The organism is Halohasta sp. A2 (genome assembly GCF_056175805.1).
This window is the reverse complement of sequence record NZ_JAQFWV010000037.1, coordinates 1-19,593: the sequence shown is the minus strand read 5'-3', so window position 1 is coordinate 19,593 and position 19,593 is coordinate 1. Positions and strand designations below refer to the sequence as shown.

Here is a 19,593-nt window from a genome sequence, read left to right as displayed (position 1 = left end):
ACGAAGGCCGTTTTTGCGTTGACTCGGCGTACTCCGAGCGGTGCGGTACACACACACACACACACACACACACACACACACACACCCTCCACCCATGACTCACCTCGGGTACACACTGTCGAGCGAGGAGCATGGCCCGTCCGAACTCCTGAGCAACGCTCAGCACGCCGAACGCGTCGGATTCGATTTCTGTTCGATTTCCGACCACTACCATCCGTGGATCTCTGCACAGGGCAACGCGCCGTTCGTCTGGAACGTTCTTGGTGGGCTTGCGGCCACAACCGAGGGGATCGATGTCGGCGTCGGCGTCACCTGTCCGACAATGCGTATTCATCCGGCGGTCATTTCGCTCAAGCGGCCGCGACGACCCAGGCGATGCTGCCCGGAGAGTTCTTTTTCGGTGTCGGCACCGGCGAGAACCTCAACGAGCACATCCTCGGCGACCACTGGCCCGAACACCGGGTTCGACTCGACATGCTCGAAGAGGCCGTCGACGTGATCCGGTCGCTGTGGGAGGGCGGTCAGCAGAGCCACCACGGCGAGCACTACACGGTCGAAAACGCCCGACTGTTCACGCTTCCGGACTCCCCACCGCCGGTGGTCGCCTCGGCGTTCGGCGAGATCACCGCCGGCGCGGTCGCCGACTGGGCCGACGGCTTTTGGACAGTCGGCCCACAGGCCGAGTTAGTCGACGTCTACCGAGACGCCGGTGGCGAGGGGCCGGCGTTCGCCCAACTGTCGGTCTGTTATGCAGAGACCGACTCGGAGGCCGTCGAGACGGCGATATCTCAGTGGCCGAACACATTACTGCCGGGCGAACTGGCTCAAGAACTTCCGACGCCGACACATTTCGAACAGGCCTGCCAACTGGTCGACAGCGATGACATGCGCGAGGCTCCACTCCTCACGGACCCCAACCCTGACGCTCACATCGAGATGATTCAAGAGACCGTCGACGCGGGCTTCGACCACGTCTACGTCCACCAGGTCGGTTCGGACCAGGCCTCGTTTTTCGAGTTCTACGAGTCGAAGGTGATGCCCTCGCTTTGAACTGGTGACGGTGTCGGACTCATCGATCAAGCAAACACTGTTTACTGCAACTGTCTAACCCTCTTTCAATGACCACGTCAGTGTGTCTCGTCGGTCCTAGCGACAGCGGCAAAACCACGCTCATGGAGTTGCTCGTCGACGAACTCGGCCAGTACGGCCGGGTGGCGACGATCAAATCGATCCATCACGACATCGAGATCGACACGCCCGGCAAGGACACCTACCGCCACCGTGAGGCTGGAGCCGACACTGTCGTCGGGCTGACGCCGACCTGTTCGTTCCAGATCACGCCCGGGGGCAAGAACGCGGCTGCCTCCGAGACTGCACTTCTCGAATCAACAGTCGACTCGCTGGGCACGACGGGCTACGACTACATTCTCATCGAGGGGTTTCACGATTCGGCGTATCCCAAGATAGAACTCGGCAAGCGAGACGACACTGCGCCGCCGGTCGTCGCCAGCGGGACCGTCGAGACGCTCGATATCGAGCAGCTAGCCGAACGGATCGTCGACGGATCGTTGTTCGACTGACGTCGAAATCGAACGCAGACTTATAAATAGTGACTTCCTACTCGGAGTTCGTATCGTAGGCTGCCTCGAAAAACGCAACTTCCAAGTCGACGGTTCGACCGAAGAGGCGGGCAACGCGTTGTTGCTGGCCCTCCGGGAGTGTCGGGCCGACCGCATCCAACTGTTCGCGGAGCCAATTGACGAACGAGACGAAGCCTGGATTCGCGTGGAGGTCGATCCACTCGGCGAAGTAAAACGCCTCAGGACGGTCGTCGGCTTCAGCGGTCGCCCACGTCAGATAGATCCATTCGGCAGGGACGAGCACTGCAAGTGTCTCGGCGTAGCCGTCTTGGTGGCCTGCCGCCACCAGCAGATCGACCAGCGCCTCGGTCGTCCCGGTCAGCTCCGGTTCGGTCCACTCGTCGACCGAGACGTCGAGGGCGTCGAATGAGCGTTCGAAGTAGTCGTTTTCCTCGTCGGTAATCACGTCCAGAAACTCGATCAGGCGTCGTTTCTCGGTCATCGACGGTGCGTCGGTGACCGCCTGCGCAAAGACACCGACGAGGGTGTCGACGAAGGCGTAATCCTGTATAAGGTACTGACTCATGACCTGATTTTCGAGCGTCTCGGCACCCAAATCCCGAGTGAATCGGTGCGTAGTGGCATCGGTCCAGGCCGGTTCGGATCGCTCTCGAAGCCAGTCGGTGAACCGTGGCTCGTCGGTGGCCGCTGCATATGCCTCGTAGCTATCGAGATGATCGGTCAACGCGTCGGTCATAGCCCCCACCCCTCCTGGGTGTAGGCCATCTCCCAAAACCGGTATTCGAGCTTCGCGCTCGTGAGAAAGGCCTGCTCCATCACCTCGTGTTCGCCCGGAGCGGCCGCCCAGCAGTCGTCGACGAACTCACGGCACCAGTCGACCTCCCGGCGGAACTCATCGCTCGTGTACATGTCGATAAAGGGCCTGTAGCGGTGTGTTTCGTCGGCCAACGAGGCCATGTGATCTGCAACGTCGAGATACCCCTGCATGCAGGGGTAGAGTGCGGCTGCGATCTCGGCGAGACTCCCCTGGTAGGCGGTGCGTATCAAAAAGTTCGTGTAGGCAACGCAGGTCGGTGCTTTCTCAGTGGCTTCGAGTTCCTCGCGCGAAATGCCGTAGTCGGCCGCGAACGACCGGTGGAGATCCATCTCGGTGTCGAGAACAGCATGAGCGACGCCCAACAGTCCCGTCATGGTCTCTTCGTCGCGGGCCTTGGTGCCCGCGATGGCGAACAGTCGGGCATAATCCTGCAGGTACCGATAATCCTGTGTGATCCAGTGAGCGAACGAGTCAGGGTCGAGCGTTCCATCCGCGAGTTCAACCACGAACGGATGGGCTTTCTGTGCGTCCCAGATGTCGGCACCAGCATCGAGAAGGTGGGTGCTTCCGGACATGGGTCGACGTGCGTCCGACACGATATATAAATTGCTGATATAACTGAGTTGTACGACACTGATGCGGTCAGTTCGACGTCGACTCCTCGATTCGATCACGATCCGAGTCGGGTGCGACATCGGTTGGTTCGGCAGCACTTCCGTCGAACTCTTCGAGGACAACGTCGACGACCCCTTCGACGACTGCGAGTTCGCGACGCCGGTAGGCGACGACCATCCGATAGATGACGAGATAGCTGAGCGGTGCAACGAGAGACGCGAGCAGGAGGTTCCCGACGAGCAGCCGAACCAACAGGTCGCCACCAGCGTCGACCGAGAGCTCTCTCAGGGCGATCACCTCGACCGGACCGATAAGAAGCATCCCGATCGGGATACTGATCGCGTAGATCCCCCATTTGACGGGTGGATTAATCACGATTCCTGAGGCGACCAGCGCGAGGTTGTTGATCCACCGGACACGATAGGCCAACACCACCATCACGACCAAATTGAGTCCGAGCGACGGTAGCATCGTGAGAAACACGCCGATAGCAAAGCTCCCCGCGATCTGCTCTGGGGTATACGCCTCGGAAAACGAGGCCTCGATTTTCCGCCGGGCCCAGTGGAAGGCTCTTCCCAAACGGCTCTGTGGCCGTTGCGTGCCGCGCATTGGCGGTGGTTTCGGGTCCTGACGGAAGTAGTTACTGACAACCGGTGACAATCCTCTGCTCGCTTGGCATACTGTATAGACAAGCGTATGTTGTTGATACGTAGTTGGAATGTTGTTGGCCAACAATCACATTTCACTCGGTAGCGTGACTCCTTGTAGATCGGTCGACGAGTGCCATCCCGATGGCTCGACCGACTCGATATGCCAGCCTCCAACGTCTGCCTACAGTCGACTCCTGGCTTGAAACGAGCATCGAGACTAGCGTCGTCCGTCGGATCCTGTGGCTGAGACGGCTAGACGGCTGGTAACCTCTCCCCCATGAACCGACTCCCTTCCGCCCAGATCGATCCGTTGTGGCATCGACCGGAGGCCAGCAGTGTCTGAGACTGCAACTGACCCGATTTCGGCCGTGCTTTCGAAGCTAACTGACCGAGAACTCGTCGTCGTCTCGAATCGCCAGCCCTACCGACACACGTTCGACGAGAACGACGAGATGGTGGTCGATCGGCCCGCCGGGGGTCTGACCGCCGGTCTCGATCCAGTCGTCCAGCAGACCGACGGAACCTGGGTTGCGTGGGGTGACGGCGACGCCGATAGGGTAGCCAGCGACGACAACGACGCGGTTCGCGTCCCGCCCGAACAGCCGGCATACACGCTCAAACGTGTCTGGCTCTCCGAATCGGATGTCGCCGACTACTACTACGGCTTCAGCAACCGTGTGCTCTGGCCGCTGTGCCACAGTCTCGAAGACAAAATCACCTTCGAGGAGCGCTACTGGGAACGCTACCGAGCGGTCAACCAGACGTTCGCCGACCGCGTCGTCGAAACGATCGGCGACGACAGTGTGGTCTGGTTCCAAGACTACCACTTCGGGCTCACCCCACGATTCGTCCGCGATGCCGTCGGCGAGAACGCCCTGCTCAGCCAATTTTGGCACATCCCGTGGCCCGAACGCGAGGTCTTTCGGGACTGTCCACACCAGGCTGACCTCCTCGATGGGCTGTTGGCCAACGACCTGTTGGGCTTTCACATACCGGCGTACTGTGCCAACTTTCTGGACGCCGTGGCGATGGTTCGTGCCGATGCCTCGGTCGACTGGGAGACGTGGACCGTCTCGCTCGATGGCCACGAAACCCAGGTTCGGTCGTTTCCGATGGGCGTCGATACCGACGGAATCGCCGACCATGCCGCCGCGCCAGACGAGGGGTTCTGGGAGCAGTTCCGTGCCGATCACGGAATCCCCGACGACCAACAGGTCGCCGTCGGAATCGATCGGCTCGACTACACAAAGGGGATTCCAGAGCGGCTGGCAGCCATCGAGCGACTGTTGGAAGCCCACCCCAACTGGCGCGAGGAGGTCACCTACGTTCAGAAGGCCACCCCAAGCCGGACGGCGATCCCAGAGTACCGTGAACTCGGTCGGCAGGTCGACCGAGCGATCGAGCGAATCAACGAGCGGTTCGGCACCGACCAGTGGCAGCCGATCGTCGAGATCGACGACTATCTCACCGAAGCAGCGCTCTATGGGTTGTGTCGACACAGCGATCTGGCCATCGTCAGCTCGCTTGCCGACGGGATGAACCTCGTCGCTATGGAGTACGTCTCGGCCCAGATCGACCGCACTGGCGTGCTCGTGCTCAGCGAACACGCCGGGGCCCACGAACTGCTCGGTGATGCGGCGGTCTCAATCGACCCGACCGACACCGAAACGTTCGCCTCGCGGCTCGATCTCGCGCTGTCGATGCCCGCCGACGAGCGCCGTCGACGGATGACCGCGCTGCGGTCGACGGTGTCGTCGACCGACATCCAGTCGTGGATGGCCGACGTTTTCGAGGCGACTCTCACACTCGACCAGCCAGCCGACGTTTCAGAGACCGATGTCAGATCACCATAGCACATCACAGCCCGAAACCGACGATTCACCCACCGAACCAGTGGAAACACCGCTCGTCTGGGACCGGCTCGCCCACGTTCGAGACCAGCTTACCGGGGCAGACGGACTCCTCTTTGCGACCGATTTCGATGGGACGCTCTCGCCGATCGAAGACAACCCCGAAGCCCCCGAGCCAACAGCCACCAACCTCCGATCGCTTCGCATGTTCGTCGACCATCCGCGGGTTCGCCCAGCCGTAATCAGCGGTCGCGGACTAGAAGACCTTCGGGCACGCATCGGCCTCGACGGCGTCGACTATGTCGGCAACCACGGCCTTGAACTCGGTATCGATGGGGCTCGAGAAACCCATCCCGACGCGGTCGAAGCCGAGCCGGTGATCGAAAACATCTGTCGGCGACTCACGGGTCGGCTCGCCGATATCGAAGGATCCGTCATCGAAAACAAGGGTGTGACCGCGACGATCCACTACCGACTGGTCGACCGCGAGTCGGTCCAGACGGTCCGCGATCACGTTTTCGAGGTCGTCTCCGAGCACGGACAGGCGGCCGTCGAGATTCACGAGGGCAAAGAGAGCCTCGAACTCCGGCCGGCAGCCGACTGGGACAAAGGCAGCGCGATCGACCAACTCCGCGAGCGCGTCGACGGCTGGCTTCCCGTTTATATAGGGGATGACACCACCGACGAGGCGGCATTCCGAGCGATCGCTTCCGAGGGGATCACTGTCCACGTCGGCGACAACCACGAAACGAACGCCGCCTATCGAGTCCGAACCTCGGCCGAAGCCGAGGTGTTCATTCAGTGGATGGTCACCGATGGACTCGCACTCGTCGACTCGACCGACACGGAGTGAGCGGCCACACTGCCGTCAATCCCCGTGCTGTGTGGTCGATGGTCGACTCTTCGGTTGTCGCCCGATCGTTCTCGGCCAAAGCGTGGGCAACCATCGCGTCATTCACCATAATTCTGTTACCACGTGATCAGGATGTCGGTATACTGTCCCTTACGCCGAAGAAAATACGCCGTAGTTGTTAGATTATGATGATAAGTCGAGTGTTCTGGCCACCTATAATTGGATTCTTCGGCACACAGTCTGCGGTTATAGACGTCCTACTCATACGTAGGAGAACATGTAATTCATATTTGATAACTACAAACCGTTCACAGGAGTGCTCCTGGGCCGCAGGGGTGACATACACCACCTGCACCAGCTGAATACACTGTATTCATTGAATGAATACACTACCTATCGACTTCGTAGCCTGTCCATTCTAAAGTAGGTTCTTCCTGATCGATAAGATGCACACCGCAGACAGCGACAGTGTCTGGGAGTGCGTGTCAACTGAGGTACGATCAATGAACGACGCAAATTCACAGTTGGACTCGGATCGCTCGCTGCCGGTCGGACAGCTTAACTGGGGGCTAGCGCGTTCAGGCCCGTGACCGCAGACCGGTACGTCGACGTCTAGGTCGCCAACGACACCGATGGCAATCTGGGGAGCAAACCGGATCCGGGTCCGAACAGTTCGTACGTCGATGCGACCGCCGAGGACACGTTCGCGGTCAACCTGACTGCAGACTCGAGCATCGACAACGGCATCAGCGGCGGCGAGGGGCTCGACGCGAATGCGGTCTCGAAGCTCCTCGATGTGTTTCGTATCACCATCCAAGGCACACAGGACACAGAGGCCAGGCTCGATATGATCGTGTTCAGGGAAACCGATCCTGTATCTCCGAATATTCCTTCATGAATCTCTCTCGGAGGATATCGATCGGCAGCTTATCAAGTAGCTAGACGAACTCGATCCGGCGGAGGGAGCGACGGCTCGTCGGGTCTCATCTGTCACATTCGTTCGGGCCAGCCGAAACAGGTGTGTAGTACGGAGCCCGGAACCCTTTTTAGAACGCCTCACCAGTAGTAGGTATATGGGAATGGGGACGGATATGTACCGCCAGCAGATTCTCGATCACTACAAAAGTCCCCGGAACTACGGGGAACTTGAGAATCCTACGTTCACACACACCGGAGAGAATCCCTCTTGTGGCGATACGATCCAAATGGACATCCAGCTCGACGAAAACGACGAGGAGATCGCATACGTCACGTTCACCGGTGATGGCTGTGCGATCTCACAGGCCTCCGCAAGCATGCTTTCCGAACGGCTTGTCGGTATGACGCTCGACGAACTCGACGCGTTGGAAACCGATGACATCGTCGACATGTTAGGCGTTACTATCTCACCGATGCGGATTCCGTGTGCCGTGTTGGGCAATCAGGTCGTCAAGGACGGCGCGAAAATCTATACGGGCGAACTCGACCCCGACGAGTACGGCGAGACGATCACCGAAGACTAACTCAGAGGCGTTCGGCCAGTTCCTCAGCGAAGTAGGTCACGATCAGATCTGCACCCGCGCGTTTGATACTCACCAACGACTCGTAGGCCGTGGCTTCGAGATCCAGCCAGCCCTTTTCGGCCGCCGCGTGAACCATCGCATACTCACCAGACACATTATAAGCTGCAACCGGGTGGTCGAACTCGCTGCGGATCTCGCTGACGATATCGAGGTACGCCAGCGCGGGTTTGACCATGAGCACATCGGCCCCCTCGTCGACGTCCAGTCGGACCTCGCGGAGCGCCTCGCGAGCATTGGCGGGGTCCATCTGGTAGTGTCGACGGTCACCAAACGCGGGTGCACCGTCTGCGGCGTCGCGGAACGGGCCGTAGAACGAGGATTCGTACTTGGCGGCGTAGCTCATGATCGGGATATGGTCGAAGCCTGCGTCGTCGAGCGCCGTCCGGATCGCACCGACCATTCCGTCGGTCATGCTTGAGGGGGCAACCATGTCGGCTCCGGCTTTCGCCTGTGAAACGGCTGTCTGGGCCAACAGATCGAGTGTTTCATCGTTTTTCACTGTCAACGTCGGGTTCTCGTGCGCGTGAGGTTCGACAACGCCACAGTGGCCGTGGTCGGTGTACTCACAGAGACAGACATCACCGATGACGTAGGCGTCAGTGTGGGCGGTGATCTCACGGATTCCCTGCTGGACGACGCCGTCTTCGGCATAGGCTTGCGTGCCGACCTCGTCTTTCGAGTCGGGAATTCCGAATATCATGACGGCTTCGACGCCCGTTTGTAGAATTTCTTCGACCCGCGCGGCGGCCTCGTCGACGGGGACGCGTTCGTGGCCCGGCATCGAGGAGATCGAGAGGCGTTCGTCGATTGTTTCGTCGACGAACACCGGCGCGATGAGGTCCTGTGCGTCGAGCGTCGTCTCGCGAACCAGTGGCCGAATCCCGTCGGTTCGAAGACGCCGTGGCCGGTCGGTCGGCTTAAATGTCATACCGCGTTGTCAGCACGCGGCGTCCAAAGGCATATCGCTCCCCACCGCACACAAAATCACGATTAAAGTGCGATACGAGAGACCAGTTCTCAGTCGGTACGGGTCACGTCGAGCTGTTCTTCGAGTGCGGCCAGCTCGTCAGAATCGCTGATACGTTCGAGTCGCTCGCGGAAGTGATCAGTGCAGAGCCCGACCTTCACACCACCCTTTTCGGCCGCAAACGTGGCTTCGTCCTCACAGTAATGACAGCGCATATCCGATATTGGGGCTCGAAACGGTTTAACCCAGCGCCCCAGCAGTCGACGCCGAAAACGCTCGAAGCTCACACCGCCGAATCTCGCTCGGCCTAACACCCATTCGTCAGCAGCAGTACGACCAGTCGACAGCAGGTTGCAATCCTCCGTCGTCTGCCAGAAGCGACCCACACCGGTGTCGAACGGTTCGGTCAATCGGTGGCAAGTAACAGGTAGTAGCGCATATCAGCACTGAGAGGTCACAACATATTCCTAATGGATAATCATTAAGTTCTACTGCATAAATGGTAGTGTATGCGCTTGAACGCATCCAACCACGTGTTCGTTGGTCACAGCTATCCGGCGTCGACAGCCGAACTCATCGCAGACTACGGTGACAATGAGATTGATCTCCCAAATGGAACCGAAACGATCGGTGAAATCCTCGGTCGACTCGATACGGAGACGTACGAGAACGCCGAAGAGGTGAGAGGGGCCCTGTTAAACGCCGTGAGTCACCGGGCAATCGGCCGTCGCTTTTACAGCGACCGCGATCAGTACGCGCCCGGTGAGTACGGCCCACAACAGGTTTCGTTTTAAAAAGTCGCAGACCACTTTTATAAGAAGTCGACCGTGCCATCGAGTGTGAGCGGCAGCCGACCTTTTTTATATGCCTCGATGGAGCCGTCGGGACGAGCCCGGAAGACGACCGCCGGTCGGTGCCGAACGTCGGGTCGTTCGGCCGCGATCACCTGCCAGTCGTCGTCGGGGAACGACGAGCAGTCGACGAAGAGAACGACGCCACCAGCATGGGCGTCGAGTTGGCCGTCGGTTTTGGTTTTGGCCGTCTCGCGGACGGCGGTCAGCGGCGAGTCGGCCGAGCGTCGACCGGGTGGCAGCGGTCGAGTCACCTCGACCAGCACGCCTTGGCCACCATCCGACCCTGGTGGGTCGGCACGGTAATCGATCGAGTGGCCGGTGGTCACCTCGATCTCAGGGGTGATCTCGTAGCCAGCGTCGACCAGCAGCTTTGCCGCGTTGAACTCGCCCATCGCGGCGGTCATCCGCGTGAGATCGAGGTAGCTCGAGGTGCCGAGTTTACCGGCCATCTCGGCCTGATACGGGTCGAGCGCGCCGGTGTGGAGCACTGACTCGTAGTAATCGAGTGCCTCCTCAGCGGTGGTGTCCGGAAAGCCTGCAGCGTGCTCCGAAAAGAACTCGCGGGTTGTCTCGCGGCCGTCCTTCGAGAGAAAGACCGGCAGAAAGAACCACGAGAGGTGCGGGTAAGCTTCGAGCCACGGCGATTCCATGTGAAGCTGTGCGAGGAGTTCGCGTTCGGCCCAGCGCCGAATCGGATACGGGACCTCCTCGAAGCCGTATTTTTCGGTTCGCCAGAGCGAACTCGGCGTTTCGGTGTTACCGAGCCAGTAGCCACCGGGGCCACCGTCGGTCCCGGTCGGTCCCTCGTCGCCGTCTGTCCAACAGAAGAGCGCGATATCGCCGTTGTCCATCTCGAAGCGCCGAGCCTCGTAGCCCGACGGCGACTGGAACCACGGCTGGCGCATCGTCGCGCCGAGATTCCGATCAAGCGGTTCGAATATAGCCGATTTTACACGACCGTCTGACCAGTGGTCAGGGGCGTATCTGAAGCGAAGCGGTCGTGCCACACGTGTTCTGAGACAGCGGGGGCAGTTACATATTCTGATTGTTACAGTCGACCGCTGGAGCCGACAGATCAGTCGACACGGTCATCGAGACCCGTTTTTCCGTCACCGCACTCACACCACCGATACATATTTGTTTGTCATTCTCCAAGGTATGGTATACCATGTCTATGGGTGCATACGACGAAGACGAACACGAGCGACGCGAAGCGAAGACCGCGACGGTCGACGCGGATTTCGATCACCAACGCCCGGAGTTCCGCGGCTCACTGACCTACGATTCGGGCGAGTCAGCGGATGAACTGCTCGAACAGTTCGAGAAACTCCACAGTGAGTAGTCCTGATTGCTCCGATGTTTTCCAGTCGTAGACGAAGGCCAACTGTGAGCGACAGCGCTGCTGCTGGGCTCAGTTATTTCCTGGTCCGCGACGTTCACGGAGGCTCTGACGGGTGAACTGTGGTCGGGCCCGAAGCCCGCGGGGCTCTTTGAACGAGCGATAGAGGAAAAACACCATCGGCATTGTCAGTCCGAGAATGAGCGCGGAGATGCGCCACTCGTTAGCGAACGCGTAGATGATCGACGCCGACAGCAGCCCGACCGCGACGATGATCGAGTAGGAGATCCGTTTTGCCAGTTTGTCGAGCACGTGGTTCTCGTCGTCGATCTGGACGTTGACCGTGAGGTTCTCGCGCTCAACGGTGTCGAGAACCCGGTTGAGTTTGGGTGGAACCGTAAACAGTGCCTGGGCGGTCTGTTGGACCTGCTGGCCCCCTTCTTCGAGGAGCCGTTTTGCCGTCTGTTCGCGGTAGCCCGTTTCGGTCAGGTAGTCGGTCGCAACCGAAATGAAATCGAAGTCCTCGTCGAGCGTCACGCACACACCTTCGACAACTGTCGCGACGCGCAATACGAGCGCGAGATTCCGTGGCAAGCGAAGCGGGAACTCGTAGATCGTCGACTCGACCTGCTCGACGATCTGGTTGACACGGTACTGCTCGATGTCGTCGCCACGGGCGTCGGCGATCGCTAGCTCCATGACTTCACCCATTACCTGCCGGTCGGCGGTCGGGCTGAGCGTCCCCATATCGATCAGCGTGTCGAGAATCGCGTCGATATTCTGGTTGGCGACCGCGAGGTAGAACTCGGCGATTTTCTCCTGAATGAAGGTGTCGACCGTACTGCTCATCCCGAAGTCGTAGAAAATGACCGAGCCATCATCGGCGACCGCTAGATTGCCGGGATGCGGGTCGGCGTGGAACACGCCGTCTTCGATGATCATCTGCAAATAAATGCGCTGAAGTTTGGTCGCGAGTTCGGTTCGGTCGAGACCCATCTCGTCGAGTCGCTCGATGTCGGTGATTTTGACGCCCGGTAGGTACTCCATCGTAAGAACGCGCGGGCCACACGCCGCGTCGACCGGTTCCGGGATTTCGATATCCCGGTTGTCATCGAAGTTGCCACGGATCTCTTCGAGAATGTCGCGCTCGCGGCTGTAGTCCATCTCCTGGCGAATCGTCTTGGCGAACTCGTCGGCCAGACTGTCGAGCGAAAAGGCCCGGCCCTGTCCGAGAAACCGGACGAGAATCGGGATCGACCACCGCAACACGGTGAGGTCGGCCTCGACGAGCGATTCGATGTTGGGTCGACGGATCTTGACGGCGACCTGCTCGCCTTCATAGGTGGCGAGATACACCTGTCCGAGGCTCGCACCGCTGATCGGCTCGGTGTCGAACTCGTCGAATACGTCGTCAATGGGCCCGAGTTCGTCTTCGATTACGAGCTTGGATTCGTCCCAAGGCGCTGGCGGGACGTCGTCTTGGAGGCTCGACAGCACGTCGATATAGGCTTTCGGAAGAATGTCGGGTCGCGTCGACAACAGCTGGCCGAGTTTGATAAACGTCGGTCCGAGGGTCAACAACGTCTCCAAGAGAATACTGGCGCGGCCAAGTTGCATCTCGGTAGTGACGCGTCTGGAGCCTCCGAAGAGGAGATAGCGTCGACGGTCTCGGAGGTAGGCGACCAACAGCGGGGAGAACTGGTAGATGACGATGACGAACCGCCAGTAGGCGCGAAGGGAGACCAGAACGATCACCTACTCCGCGGCATCATCTATTGGAATGGCTTGCCCGGCCTCGTCGGTTGTTTTCGGGATCGTGATTTCGAGTACGCCACGGTCGATAGCTGCTGACGCGTTCTCGCCGTCGGCATCACGCGGCAAGGGAAGATCCGCGTCGAGAAACAGCGGGCGGTCTTCGCGGAGATACCGGAACTCCTCTGGGACCGATTTCTCTCTTCGGGCCTCGATCGTCAGTCTGCTGCCGTCGGCGACGAGCTCGGCGGTGTCGGCGGTCACACCGGGAAGGTCGATAACGAGTTGATAGGCGTCGTCGGATTCCAAAAGGTCTGCAAACACCGCATCCGGGAGTTCTCGGAGCGCATCGCGCAGTGGTGACATACAAACAAGTATGAACGCGAGGTCGAAAAACCCCGCGGTCGGTAGCCGTCGACAGAAACGGAATGTGGTGGGATAGGGGTCCGGTCGACACCGCGCGGGCTTATGGGGCTTGCACGTCAATAGTCAGTTATGACTACCACACACAGAGACGGTTCGGGGTTCAAAGACCGAACCCGGCTTCGTAGGGCTGTCGACACACTGTTGGCAGCGGTCGACCCGCACGACCGTACCGAACGGCTCCCGCTCGAGAGGGCCGACGGCCGAGTCGTCGCGACCACGATCCGTGCGCGCGATCCCGTACCCAGCTACGACCGCGCGGCGATGGACGGGTTTGCCGTTCGCGCGGCCGACACTTTCGGTGCCAACTCACGGTCACCTTTGGTGTTGGATATCGTCCCATCCGAAGACGAGATCGCCCCAGGAACCGCCCGGCGCGTTCATACCGGAAGCGAACTCCCGACGGGCGCGGACGCGGTCGTCATGATCGAACAGGTCGACGAAACCACCAACCAAATAGAAGTATACGAGGCGGTCGCCGAAGGTGAGAACGTCGGTGATACCGGCGAGGATGTCGCCGAGGGCCAGACGCTGTACGAATCGGGCCATCGGCTTCGACCCTCGGATTTGGGTCTGCTCAGGTCAGTCGGACTTCGATCAGTTGAGGTATATAAACGGCCGACCGTTGGTGTCGTCCCGACCGGCGAGGAGTTGGTCGAAGCAGAGCCAGAGCCCGGCGAGATCATCGAGACGAACGGACTCACGGTCTCGCAGTACGTCACACAGTGGGGCGGCAACGCGACCTACCGCGATATCGTTACTGACGACCGGGCCGCGCTTCGGGCGGCGATCCAGCGTGATCTCACGAAGGATCTGGTTGTCACCACCGGCGGCTCGTCGGTCGGCGACCGGGATCTGATTCCCGAGGTCGTCGACGAACTCGGCGAGGTGCTGGTCCACGGCGTCGGGCTCAAACCCGGCTACCCTGTTGGCTTCGGTGTGGTCGCAGAGACGCCGATCGTCATGTTACCGGGGTATCCGGTCTCATGTATCGTGACCGCGATGCAGTTGCTCCGACCGGCAGTGAAGAAAACGGGCCACCTGCCGATCGAGCCACACCCCACTCGTGAGGCGACGCTCTCCCGAAAGATCCCCAGTGAACCTGGAACCCGGACGTTTGCGCGTGTGGAAGTCGGCGTCGACAGCGACGTCGAAGTCGACATCGAATACGAGACAGAGAACCTGACTGCCACCCCGACACGCACCTCCGGAGCCGGCGTGCTGTCGAGTGTCGCGCTGGCCGACGGCTGGGTGGTCGTCCCCGAACCACTGGAGGGGTACGATGCGGGCGAGCGCGTGGCGGTCGAAACCTGGGAGTTCCAGCCATGAGCCGCAAACAGTTCCGCACGCTCGCCGATCCCGAAACGGTTCACGACACGATCGACTCGCTGGAGTTGGGTGGGCAAACGGAGGTAGTCGACCTCGAAGACGCCCATGGTCGCGTGCTCGCCGAGCGCGTCGACGCCGCCATCGACGTGCCGGGGTTCGACCGCGCATCGATGGACGGCTACGCGGTCCGTGCGCGCGAGACGTTCGGTGCTGACGAGAGCGAGCCGGTCGTGTTCGAACGTGCGGGCACGGTCCACGCTGGCGAGGAGCCGACAGTCAGCGTCGAACCCGGCACCTGTGTCGAAATCTCGACGGGGGCCGTCATGCCGCCGGCTGCTGACGCGGTCGTCGTTGTCGAACGAACCGCCGAGATCGAAGGCTCCAACGGCGAACGGCTGATCGAGGTTCGAACCGCCGTCACTCCCGGTGAGAACGTCATGGTTGCCGGAAGCGATATCGCCGCGGGAGCACGAGCACTTGGGCCGGGCAGACTGCTCACGCCCCGCGAGATCGGCCTGCTGTCGGCGCTCGGCGTCGACAGTGTGGTCGTCATTGCTCGCCCACGGGTAGCTATTATCTCGACCGGCGAGGAACTCGTCCGTCCCGGCGAGCCCCTCGCCAGCGAGCGCGGCCAGATCCACGACGTCAACAGCTACACGATCGCCGCCGGTGTCGAGGCTGCCGGTGGCGAGCCGGTCGTCTATCCGCATGCGGGCGACGATATCGAAGCGTTGGAGCGACTGCTCCGTGAGGCCGCTGCCGACTGTGATCTGGTGCTTTCGTCGGGCTCGACTTCGGCCAGCGCGGTCGACGTGATCTACCGGGTGATCGAAGACAGCGGCGAACTACTCGTCCACGGCGTGTCGGTCAAACCCGGCAAGCCGATGCTCGTTGGGCGGATCGACACGGCCGAAGACGACCAATCGGCCTACATCGGGTTGCCAGGCTACCCGGTTTCTGCGCTGACGATCTTCCGGGTGTTCGTCGCTCCGAAACTCCGGTCGACAGCTGGCCTGCCCGAGCCGTCGACCGCCACCGTCGACGGCGAGATGGCGGTCGAAACCCGCACCGAGGAGGGTCGGCTCCGCCTGCTTTCGGTCGGTGTCCTCGAAGACCAACACGGGACTCGACTGGTGTACCCGGTCGACAAGGGCTCGGGGGCGACAACGAGCCTTGTCGAGGCCGATGGCGTTGTGGCGGTCGATCCCGACACCGACTACGTGGCCGCTGGCGAAGCGGTGACCGTCCAGCTGTTCTCGCCGGACGTCCAGTCGCCCGCGCTGTTGGGCATCGGCGAGGACGACCCTGCACTCAACAAACTGCTCGATCGGCTTGCCTCGGTGCGATATCTGCCGCTTGGGAGCCGTGAGGGGCTGCGTCGACTGCGTACTGGACTGCCGGATTTCGCGGTTGTCGCTGGCGGCGTCGACCGTGCGTATGAGACTGACATCGAAACGGCAGCCGTCTCGGTAGGCCACTGGTACCGTGAGTGGGGATTGCTCGTTCCGGACGGGAATCCGGACTCGATCGAGTCGGTCGAAGACCTCGTCGACCGCGATATTCGACTTAGTAACAGGGAGGCTACCTCCGGCCTCAGAACGAGTTTGTCGGCCGAACTCGCTGCTGTGGCTGACGAACGTGGCATCTCACAGCACGAACTAACACAGTCGATCGATGGCTTCGACTCGGCGATGAAAGCGATCGAAAGTCCAGCCAGACGCGTGCTTGACGGTCGTGCAGATGTCGGTGTGGGGTTGCGGACGACCGCCGACAAGCTCGGGCTGGAGTTCGTCTCGCTGGGCGACCAGCGGGTCGACCTGCTCGCCAATTCCGATCGGATCGAGAAACCTTCCGTTGAGAACCTACGGGCCGAAGTCGCAGACCTGTCACCGGACGGTTCCTCGCTAGCTGGCTATCGGTTCGCTGGCGAGTGAGTCGGTGTATGGAGTTCCTACCAGTACAGTAGGAAGTGGATAACACGGACCAACGCTCAATCAACAGTCGTGCGAGCGGTTCGGTCGCTCAGATAGCTGGGGCTTCACGCACTTCTAGATGTCGAGATTTTTTAAATATGATTCAGGCGACCACTCGAAAACTGGTTATTCAGGTGCTTGGTCGTCGGTTCTGTCGGTTTTTGAGGAGTCGGTTCCGGGACTTCTCTCAGCGTTCGAGGATTCGACTGGGAGCGCTTCGAGCTGGGCGGCTACTGCGGCCGCATCTTCGGCGACCGTTTCGTAGTCGACGCCAGCCTCGGTTGCAACCGCACGGAGATGCGTCGCTAACAGCGACAGCGTCTGGAGTTCAGGTCTGGTGCCATCACCGGTACGCCGCGAGGAGATCGTGTCGACCGTCTGGTCGTCGTGAATAACGCCGAGATGGATCGCGGTGAGGTCCTCGGCATCGAGCAGGCTCCGGGCACGGTCGAGTTCCGTCTGGAATCCAGTAGCGTCGGCCATAGCTCCACTGCGGGAAGAACGCAGAAAAGTCCGGTGGATGGGCCCGTGGCGAGCCTTGGATTATTCCGGGCGTGGACGGGAGACGTACAGTGCGCTGATGATCGAAAACGGATCGTAGACTGACTGGTGACAGCCACAGTACACTTTGTTTTCGGCGTCGTACTTTGAGGCGTCGCCAGCGATTTTGTACCCAGGGACACAGCAGTAGTGGGTGCACTTGTTGAGCCACGCGATGAAGCCCTGATCGGTGCTGGCGCTGAGCCACTCGTTGTCCTCGGCGGCCTGTTCGATCTGTTCGGATCGCAGGATGATCACAGGGATCACGTTTTCCGAGTCGCCCGACCGCCAGATAGCCGCGGCGGGTTTGCCAACCCCCGTGTCACCGATGTCGTTGCCCCATTCCTGGTAGTCGTCGAAATCGTCGACGTTGAACCGGTCGCCCTCCTCTTTGGCGTCGGTCTGCCACTCGTAGCTCGCGGCCGGATCAGCCTTGAAGTAGTTGTCCGAATCGTAATTGGGTCGGAGTCCGTTGTTGGACTCGAGTCCACAGTACTGGAACCACTCCTGGCTGTACTCCATGCCGCCGAGTTCCTCGCGAGCAACTTCGATTTCGACACCTTCGACCTCCTCGGTGTCGATCTCGGGCCACAACCCCTTGATGTAGCCTTCGTCGTCGATCTCGATCGGAATCTGTGGCATGCCACGCGGCGCGGGGCCAGCGACGTTTTCGATCACCATCGCCTCGACAGACCCGCCGCCGGCTCCCGCCGAGGTCGTCAACGTATTAATAGATGCCGCACCGGTCGTCCCAACTCCGGCGAGTGCTGCCCCACCGACAACACCCTTGACAAACCGTCGACGGCCGGATTCTGCGGGATACTTGTCGTCTGCGCTCATATCTTCACTTTGAACGGACCGGTAAAAAGCATGACGAAATGGATGGTTTGGGTTCTGTCGGCCAGTAACTAACAAAAGCTCGTCGGCCTCTCGTCGTGACCGACCGAGCGTTTAGATCTCGTTGAGTTTCCGGAGGAGTTGGCCACGGTACTCCTTGTCCGCATTAACGCCTTTGAGTTCGATCACGTTGCGTTCGAGTTTGTCGAGCGCGACGTGGAAGGCGTGGTTCGCGCCGTACCCCTCGCCGGAGCCCGCCAACTGGCCGTGGCTCGTCCGGAGTCTGATCTGTGATTGGATCAGCGGCGTTCCGCGGAGTTTCTCCTTGTGCTCGTGGAACCGAACGTGGGCGTGCATCACGTTCATGTCTTGGTACTTGTCGACTACCGAGGTGATCGACTCGACGATCTCTTCGCGACTGATTGTATCCAGCAGGTCGACGTTGGTGATCTGGACGTCCATTGTCTCCTCTTCGGTGAACGTCAGCGCACGCAGCACGTCGGTTTTGGTGAGCACGCCGGTGACCGTCTGTTGGTCGTCGCCGTTCGTGACGACGAGCCCGGAGATGTTCTGGTCGAACATGCGTTCGACGGCCGTTTTGACGCTCTCGTCGGGCGTGACCGTCAACACCGGACTAGTCATCAGGTTCTCGACCGGCAGATCCAACATCCGGTCGCGGTCGCCGCTCCGGTCGCCCTTTTCTTGGCGTTGGTGGTCTCGGACCACGAAGTCGACGATGTCGTGGGTCGTGATCACGCCGTCAAGCGACCCGTTTTCGTCGACGACTGGCAGCCGCGAGATGCCGTGTTCGCGGAGTCGGTTTATCGCCTGGCCGACTGTCGACTTCGCCGTGATATCGACGACCTCCTCGGTGAAGATCTGTTCAACAATAAGAACATCGAGATTCTCCAGAACTGCTTCGAGAATCGCATCCGTCGTGATGATGCCCGCCAGCACCTCGCCACGGAACACCGGCGCGATCCGCACGTCGCCCTCGACGAGCAGTCGAGCGACCTCCCGGACGTCTTCGTGGTAGTCGACTCGCGGCGCCGAGGTCATCAGGACGCTCGCTTTGGTGTCGTCCTGAATCTGGGATTTGACGAGTTCGGACTCACCGATAACACCTTCGTAGTCGCCATCGTCGGTGACGATGACACCTCGGGGGTTCGCCTCCTCGAACTTCGCTCGCACCTTTGCGAGCCGCTCGTCGACTTCGACTTCGACGAACTCCGTCATAACAATATCAGTTATATCCATAGTCCAAGTTGTAGGTACATCGTCAAGCGTATTGAACCTTGTTGCACTGTAGCACGGTTTTCCACCGGATCGCACGCAGTAATGTAACTGCGTATACGATACAACTGCCGGTCGACACAGACGTGTCCGCCAGCATGAAAACGCACACCGAAGGCTGACACATCTGGGGGATTGGTACAAATCCGGGCAACACTCCGCTGCTGGTATCGGTGTTATAATCAGTAGTTGCTGGCGATTGGTTCTACCTGAGGGTGTCATAGAATACGTCGCATACGAAAGAGCAGGGTTGAGAAGCCGTGTCCAGCAGCACTCAAACCCTGCAAGATGAGCCTTGGATAGACGAGTTCTTTAATCTCGTGGCGGTTGAGACGCTT

19 protein-coding genes and 1 pseudogene are annotated in these 19,593 nt (G+C 60.2%); 9 read left to right on the top strand and 11 right to left on the bottom strand.

From position 1 onward, the window contains the following. Positions 1 to 94 precede the first annotated feature (94 nt). Together O2S87_RS11445 and mobB are read left to right on the top strand one after the other, a co-directional pair. Positions 95 to 1,050 (top strand): annotated as a pseudogene (locus O2S87_RS11445) (TIGR03557 family F420-dependent LLM class oxidoreductase). Between the two features lie 68 nt (positions 1,051 to 1,118). Further along, positions 1,119 to 1,580: a molybdopterin-guanine dinucleotide biosynthesis protein B gene (gene mobB, locus O2S87_RS11440; RefSeq protein ID WP_475408921.1), complete on the top strand. Its 462-nt coding sequence runs from the start codon at positions 1,119 to 1,121 to the stop codon at positions 1,578 to 1,580. A gap of 37 nt (positions 1,581 to 1,617) precedes the next feature. On the opposite strand, the gene O2S87_RS11435 is transcribed toward mobB, so the two are convergent. From O2S87_RS11435 to O2S87_RS11425, 3 genes are all read right to left on the bottom strand, one after another. Continuing rightward, positions 1,618 to 2,337 carry a TenA family protein gene (locus O2S87_RS11435; protein ID WP_475408920.1) on the bottom strand — a complete coding sequence of 240 codons (720 nt, stop codon included), beginning with the start codon at positions 2,335 to 2,337 and terminating at the stop codon, positions 1,618 to 1,620. Further along, complete coding sequence (gene tenA, locus O2S87_RS11430) at positions 2,334 to 2,993, bottom strand: thiaminase II (protein ID WP_475408919.1); 660 nt, start codon at positions 2,991 to 2,993, stop codon at positions 2,334 to 2,336. Before tenA ends, O2S87_RS11435 begins: the two co-directional genes overlap by 4 nt. A 67-nt stretch (positions 2,994 to 3,060) precedes the next feature. Next, complete coding sequence (locus tag O2S87_RS11425) at positions 3,061 to 3,642, bottom strand: DUF2062 domain-containing protein (protein WP_475408918.1); 582 nt, start codon at positions 3,640 to 3,642, stop codon at positions 3,061 to 3,063. A 376-nt stretch (positions 3,643 to 4,018) separates the two neighbouring features. Between O2S87_RS11425 and O2S87_RS11420 the strand changes: the two genes are divergently transcribed. From O2S87_RS11420 to O2S87_RS11410, 3 genes are all read left to right on the top strand, one after another. Beyond that, entirely contained in the window at positions 4,019 to 5,536 is a 1,518-nt protein-coding gene (locus O2S87_RS11420) for an alpha,alpha-trehalose-phosphate synthase (UDP-forming) (RefSeq protein WP_475408917.1), read from the top strand. Beyond that, complete coding sequence (gene otsB, locus O2S87_RS11415) at positions 5,520 to 6,386, top strand: trehalose-phosphatase (protein WP_475408916.1); 867 nt, start codon at positions 5,520 to 5,522, stop codon at positions 6,384 to 6,386. The genes O2S87_RS11420 and otsB overlap by 17 nt, the downstream gene beginning before the upstream one ends. 1,073 nt (positions 6,387 to 7,459) lie before the next feature. After that, on the top strand, positions 7,460 to 7,888 hold the full coding sequence (locus O2S87_RS11410; protein ID WP_475408915.1) for an iron-sulfur cluster assembly scaffold protein: 429 nt from the start codon (positions 7,460 to 7,462) through the stop codon (positions 7,886 to 7,888). Between the two features lies 1 nt (position 7,889). Here the strand turns inward: O2S87_RS11410 and hemB are convergent, their stop codons facing one another. Both hemB and O2S87_RS11400 read right to left on the bottom strand, forming a co-directional pair. Beyond that, on the bottom strand, positions 7,890 to 8,876 hold the full coding sequence (gene hemB, locus O2S87_RS11405) for a porphobilinogen synthase (protein ID WP_475408914.1): 987 nt from the start codon (positions 8,874 to 8,876) through the stop codon (positions 7,890 to 7,892). Between the two features lie 89 nt (positions 8,877 to 8,965). Continuing rightward, on the bottom strand, positions 8,966 to 9,130 hold the full coding sequence (locus O2S87_RS11400; protein ID WP_475408930.1) for a DUF6757 family protein: 165 nt from the start codon (positions 9,128 to 9,130) through the stop codon (positions 8,966 to 8,968). Between the two features lie 294 nt (positions 9,131 to 9,424). On the opposite strand from O2S87_RS11400, the gene O2S87_RS11395 reads away from it, so the two are divergent. Continuing rightward, positions 9,425 to 9,709, top strand: coding sequence for a DUF5789 family protein (locus tag O2S87_RS11395; protein ID WP_475408913.1), 285 nt, complete (start codon positions 9,425 to 9,427; stop codon positions 9,707 to 9,709). 17 nt (positions 9,710 to 9,726) lie between these two features. On the opposite strand, the gene O2S87_RS11390 is transcribed toward O2S87_RS11395, so the two are convergent. Further along, positions 9,727 to 10,776: a DUF5784 family protein gene (locus O2S87_RS11390; protein WP_475408912.1), complete on the bottom strand. Its 1,050-nt coding sequence runs from the start codon at positions 10,774 to 10,776 to the stop codon at positions 9,727 to 9,729. Between the two features lie 167 nt (positions 10,777 to 10,943). On the opposite strand from O2S87_RS11390, the gene O2S87_RS11385 reads away from it, so the two are divergent. After that, on the top strand, positions 10,944 to 11,111 hold the full coding sequence (locus O2S87_RS11385) for a DUF5786 family protein (RefSeq protein WP_475408929.1): 168 nt from the start codon (positions 10,944 to 10,946) through the stop codon (positions 11,109 to 11,111). Between the two features lie 69 nt (positions 11,112 to 11,180). Here the strand turns inward: O2S87_RS11385 and O2S87_RS11380 are convergent, their stop codons facing one another. Together O2S87_RS11380 and O2S87_RS11375 are read right to left on the bottom strand one after the other, a co-directional pair. Continuing rightward, the gene (locus O2S87_RS11380; RefSeq protein ID WP_475408911.1) at positions 11,181 to 12,863 is read right to left on the bottom strand and encodes an ABC1 kinase family protein; all 1,683 of its coding nucleotides are present in this window, start codon (positions 12,861 to 12,863) and stop codon (positions 11,181 to 11,183) included. Continuing rightward, entirely contained in the window at positions 12,864 to 13,226 is a 363-nt protein-coding gene (locus O2S87_RS11375) for an Hsp20/alpha crystallin family protein (protein ID WP_475408910.1), read from the bottom strand. It lies immediately after the preceding gene. Between the two features lie 129 nt (positions 13,227 to 13,355). Here O2S87_RS11375 and O2S87_RS11370 point away from each other — a divergent pair, with 129 nt between their 5' ends. Both O2S87_RS11370 and O2S87_RS11365 read left to right on the top strand, forming a co-directional pair. After that, entirely contained in the window at positions 13,356 to 14,612 is a 1,257-nt protein-coding gene (locus tag O2S87_RS11370; protein WP_475408909.1) for a molybdopterin molybdotransferase MoeA, read from the top strand. Beyond that, entirely contained in the window at positions 14,609 to 16,546 is a 1,938-nt protein-coding gene (locus O2S87_RS11365) for a molybdopterin biosynthesis protein (protein WP_475408908.1), read from the top strand. Before O2S87_RS11370 ends, O2S87_RS11365 begins: the two co-directional genes overlap by 4 nt. Before the next feature lie 165 nt (positions 16,547 to 16,711). Here the strand turns inward: O2S87_RS11365 and O2S87_RS11360 are convergent, their stop codons facing one another. The 3 genes from O2S87_RS11360 to O2S87_RS11350 all read right to left on the bottom strand — a co-directional run bounded on the left by O2S87_RS11360 (position 16,712) and on the right by O2S87_RS11350 (position 19,219). After that, entirely contained in the window at positions 16,712 to 17,068 is a 357-nt protein-coding gene (locus tag O2S87_RS11360) for a DUF8113 family protein (RefSeq protein ID WP_475408907.1), read from the bottom strand. 60 nt (positions 17,069 to 17,128) lie between these two features. Continuing rightward, positions 17,129 to 17,965, bottom strand: a complete 837-nt coding sequence (locus tag O2S87_RS11355) for a ubiquinol-cytochrome c reductase iron-sulfur subunit (protein ID WP_475408906.1) — start codon at positions 17,963 to 17,965, stop codon at positions 17,129 to 17,131. Between the two features lie 111 nt (positions 17,966 to 18,076). Continuing rightward, complete coding sequence (locus O2S87_RS11350; RefSeq protein ID WP_475408905.1) at positions 18,077 to 19,219, bottom strand: CBS domain-containing protein; 1,143 nt, start codon at positions 19,217 to 19,219, stop codon at positions 18,077 to 18,079. Between the last annotated feature and the right edge of the window lie 374 nt (positions 19,220 to 19,593).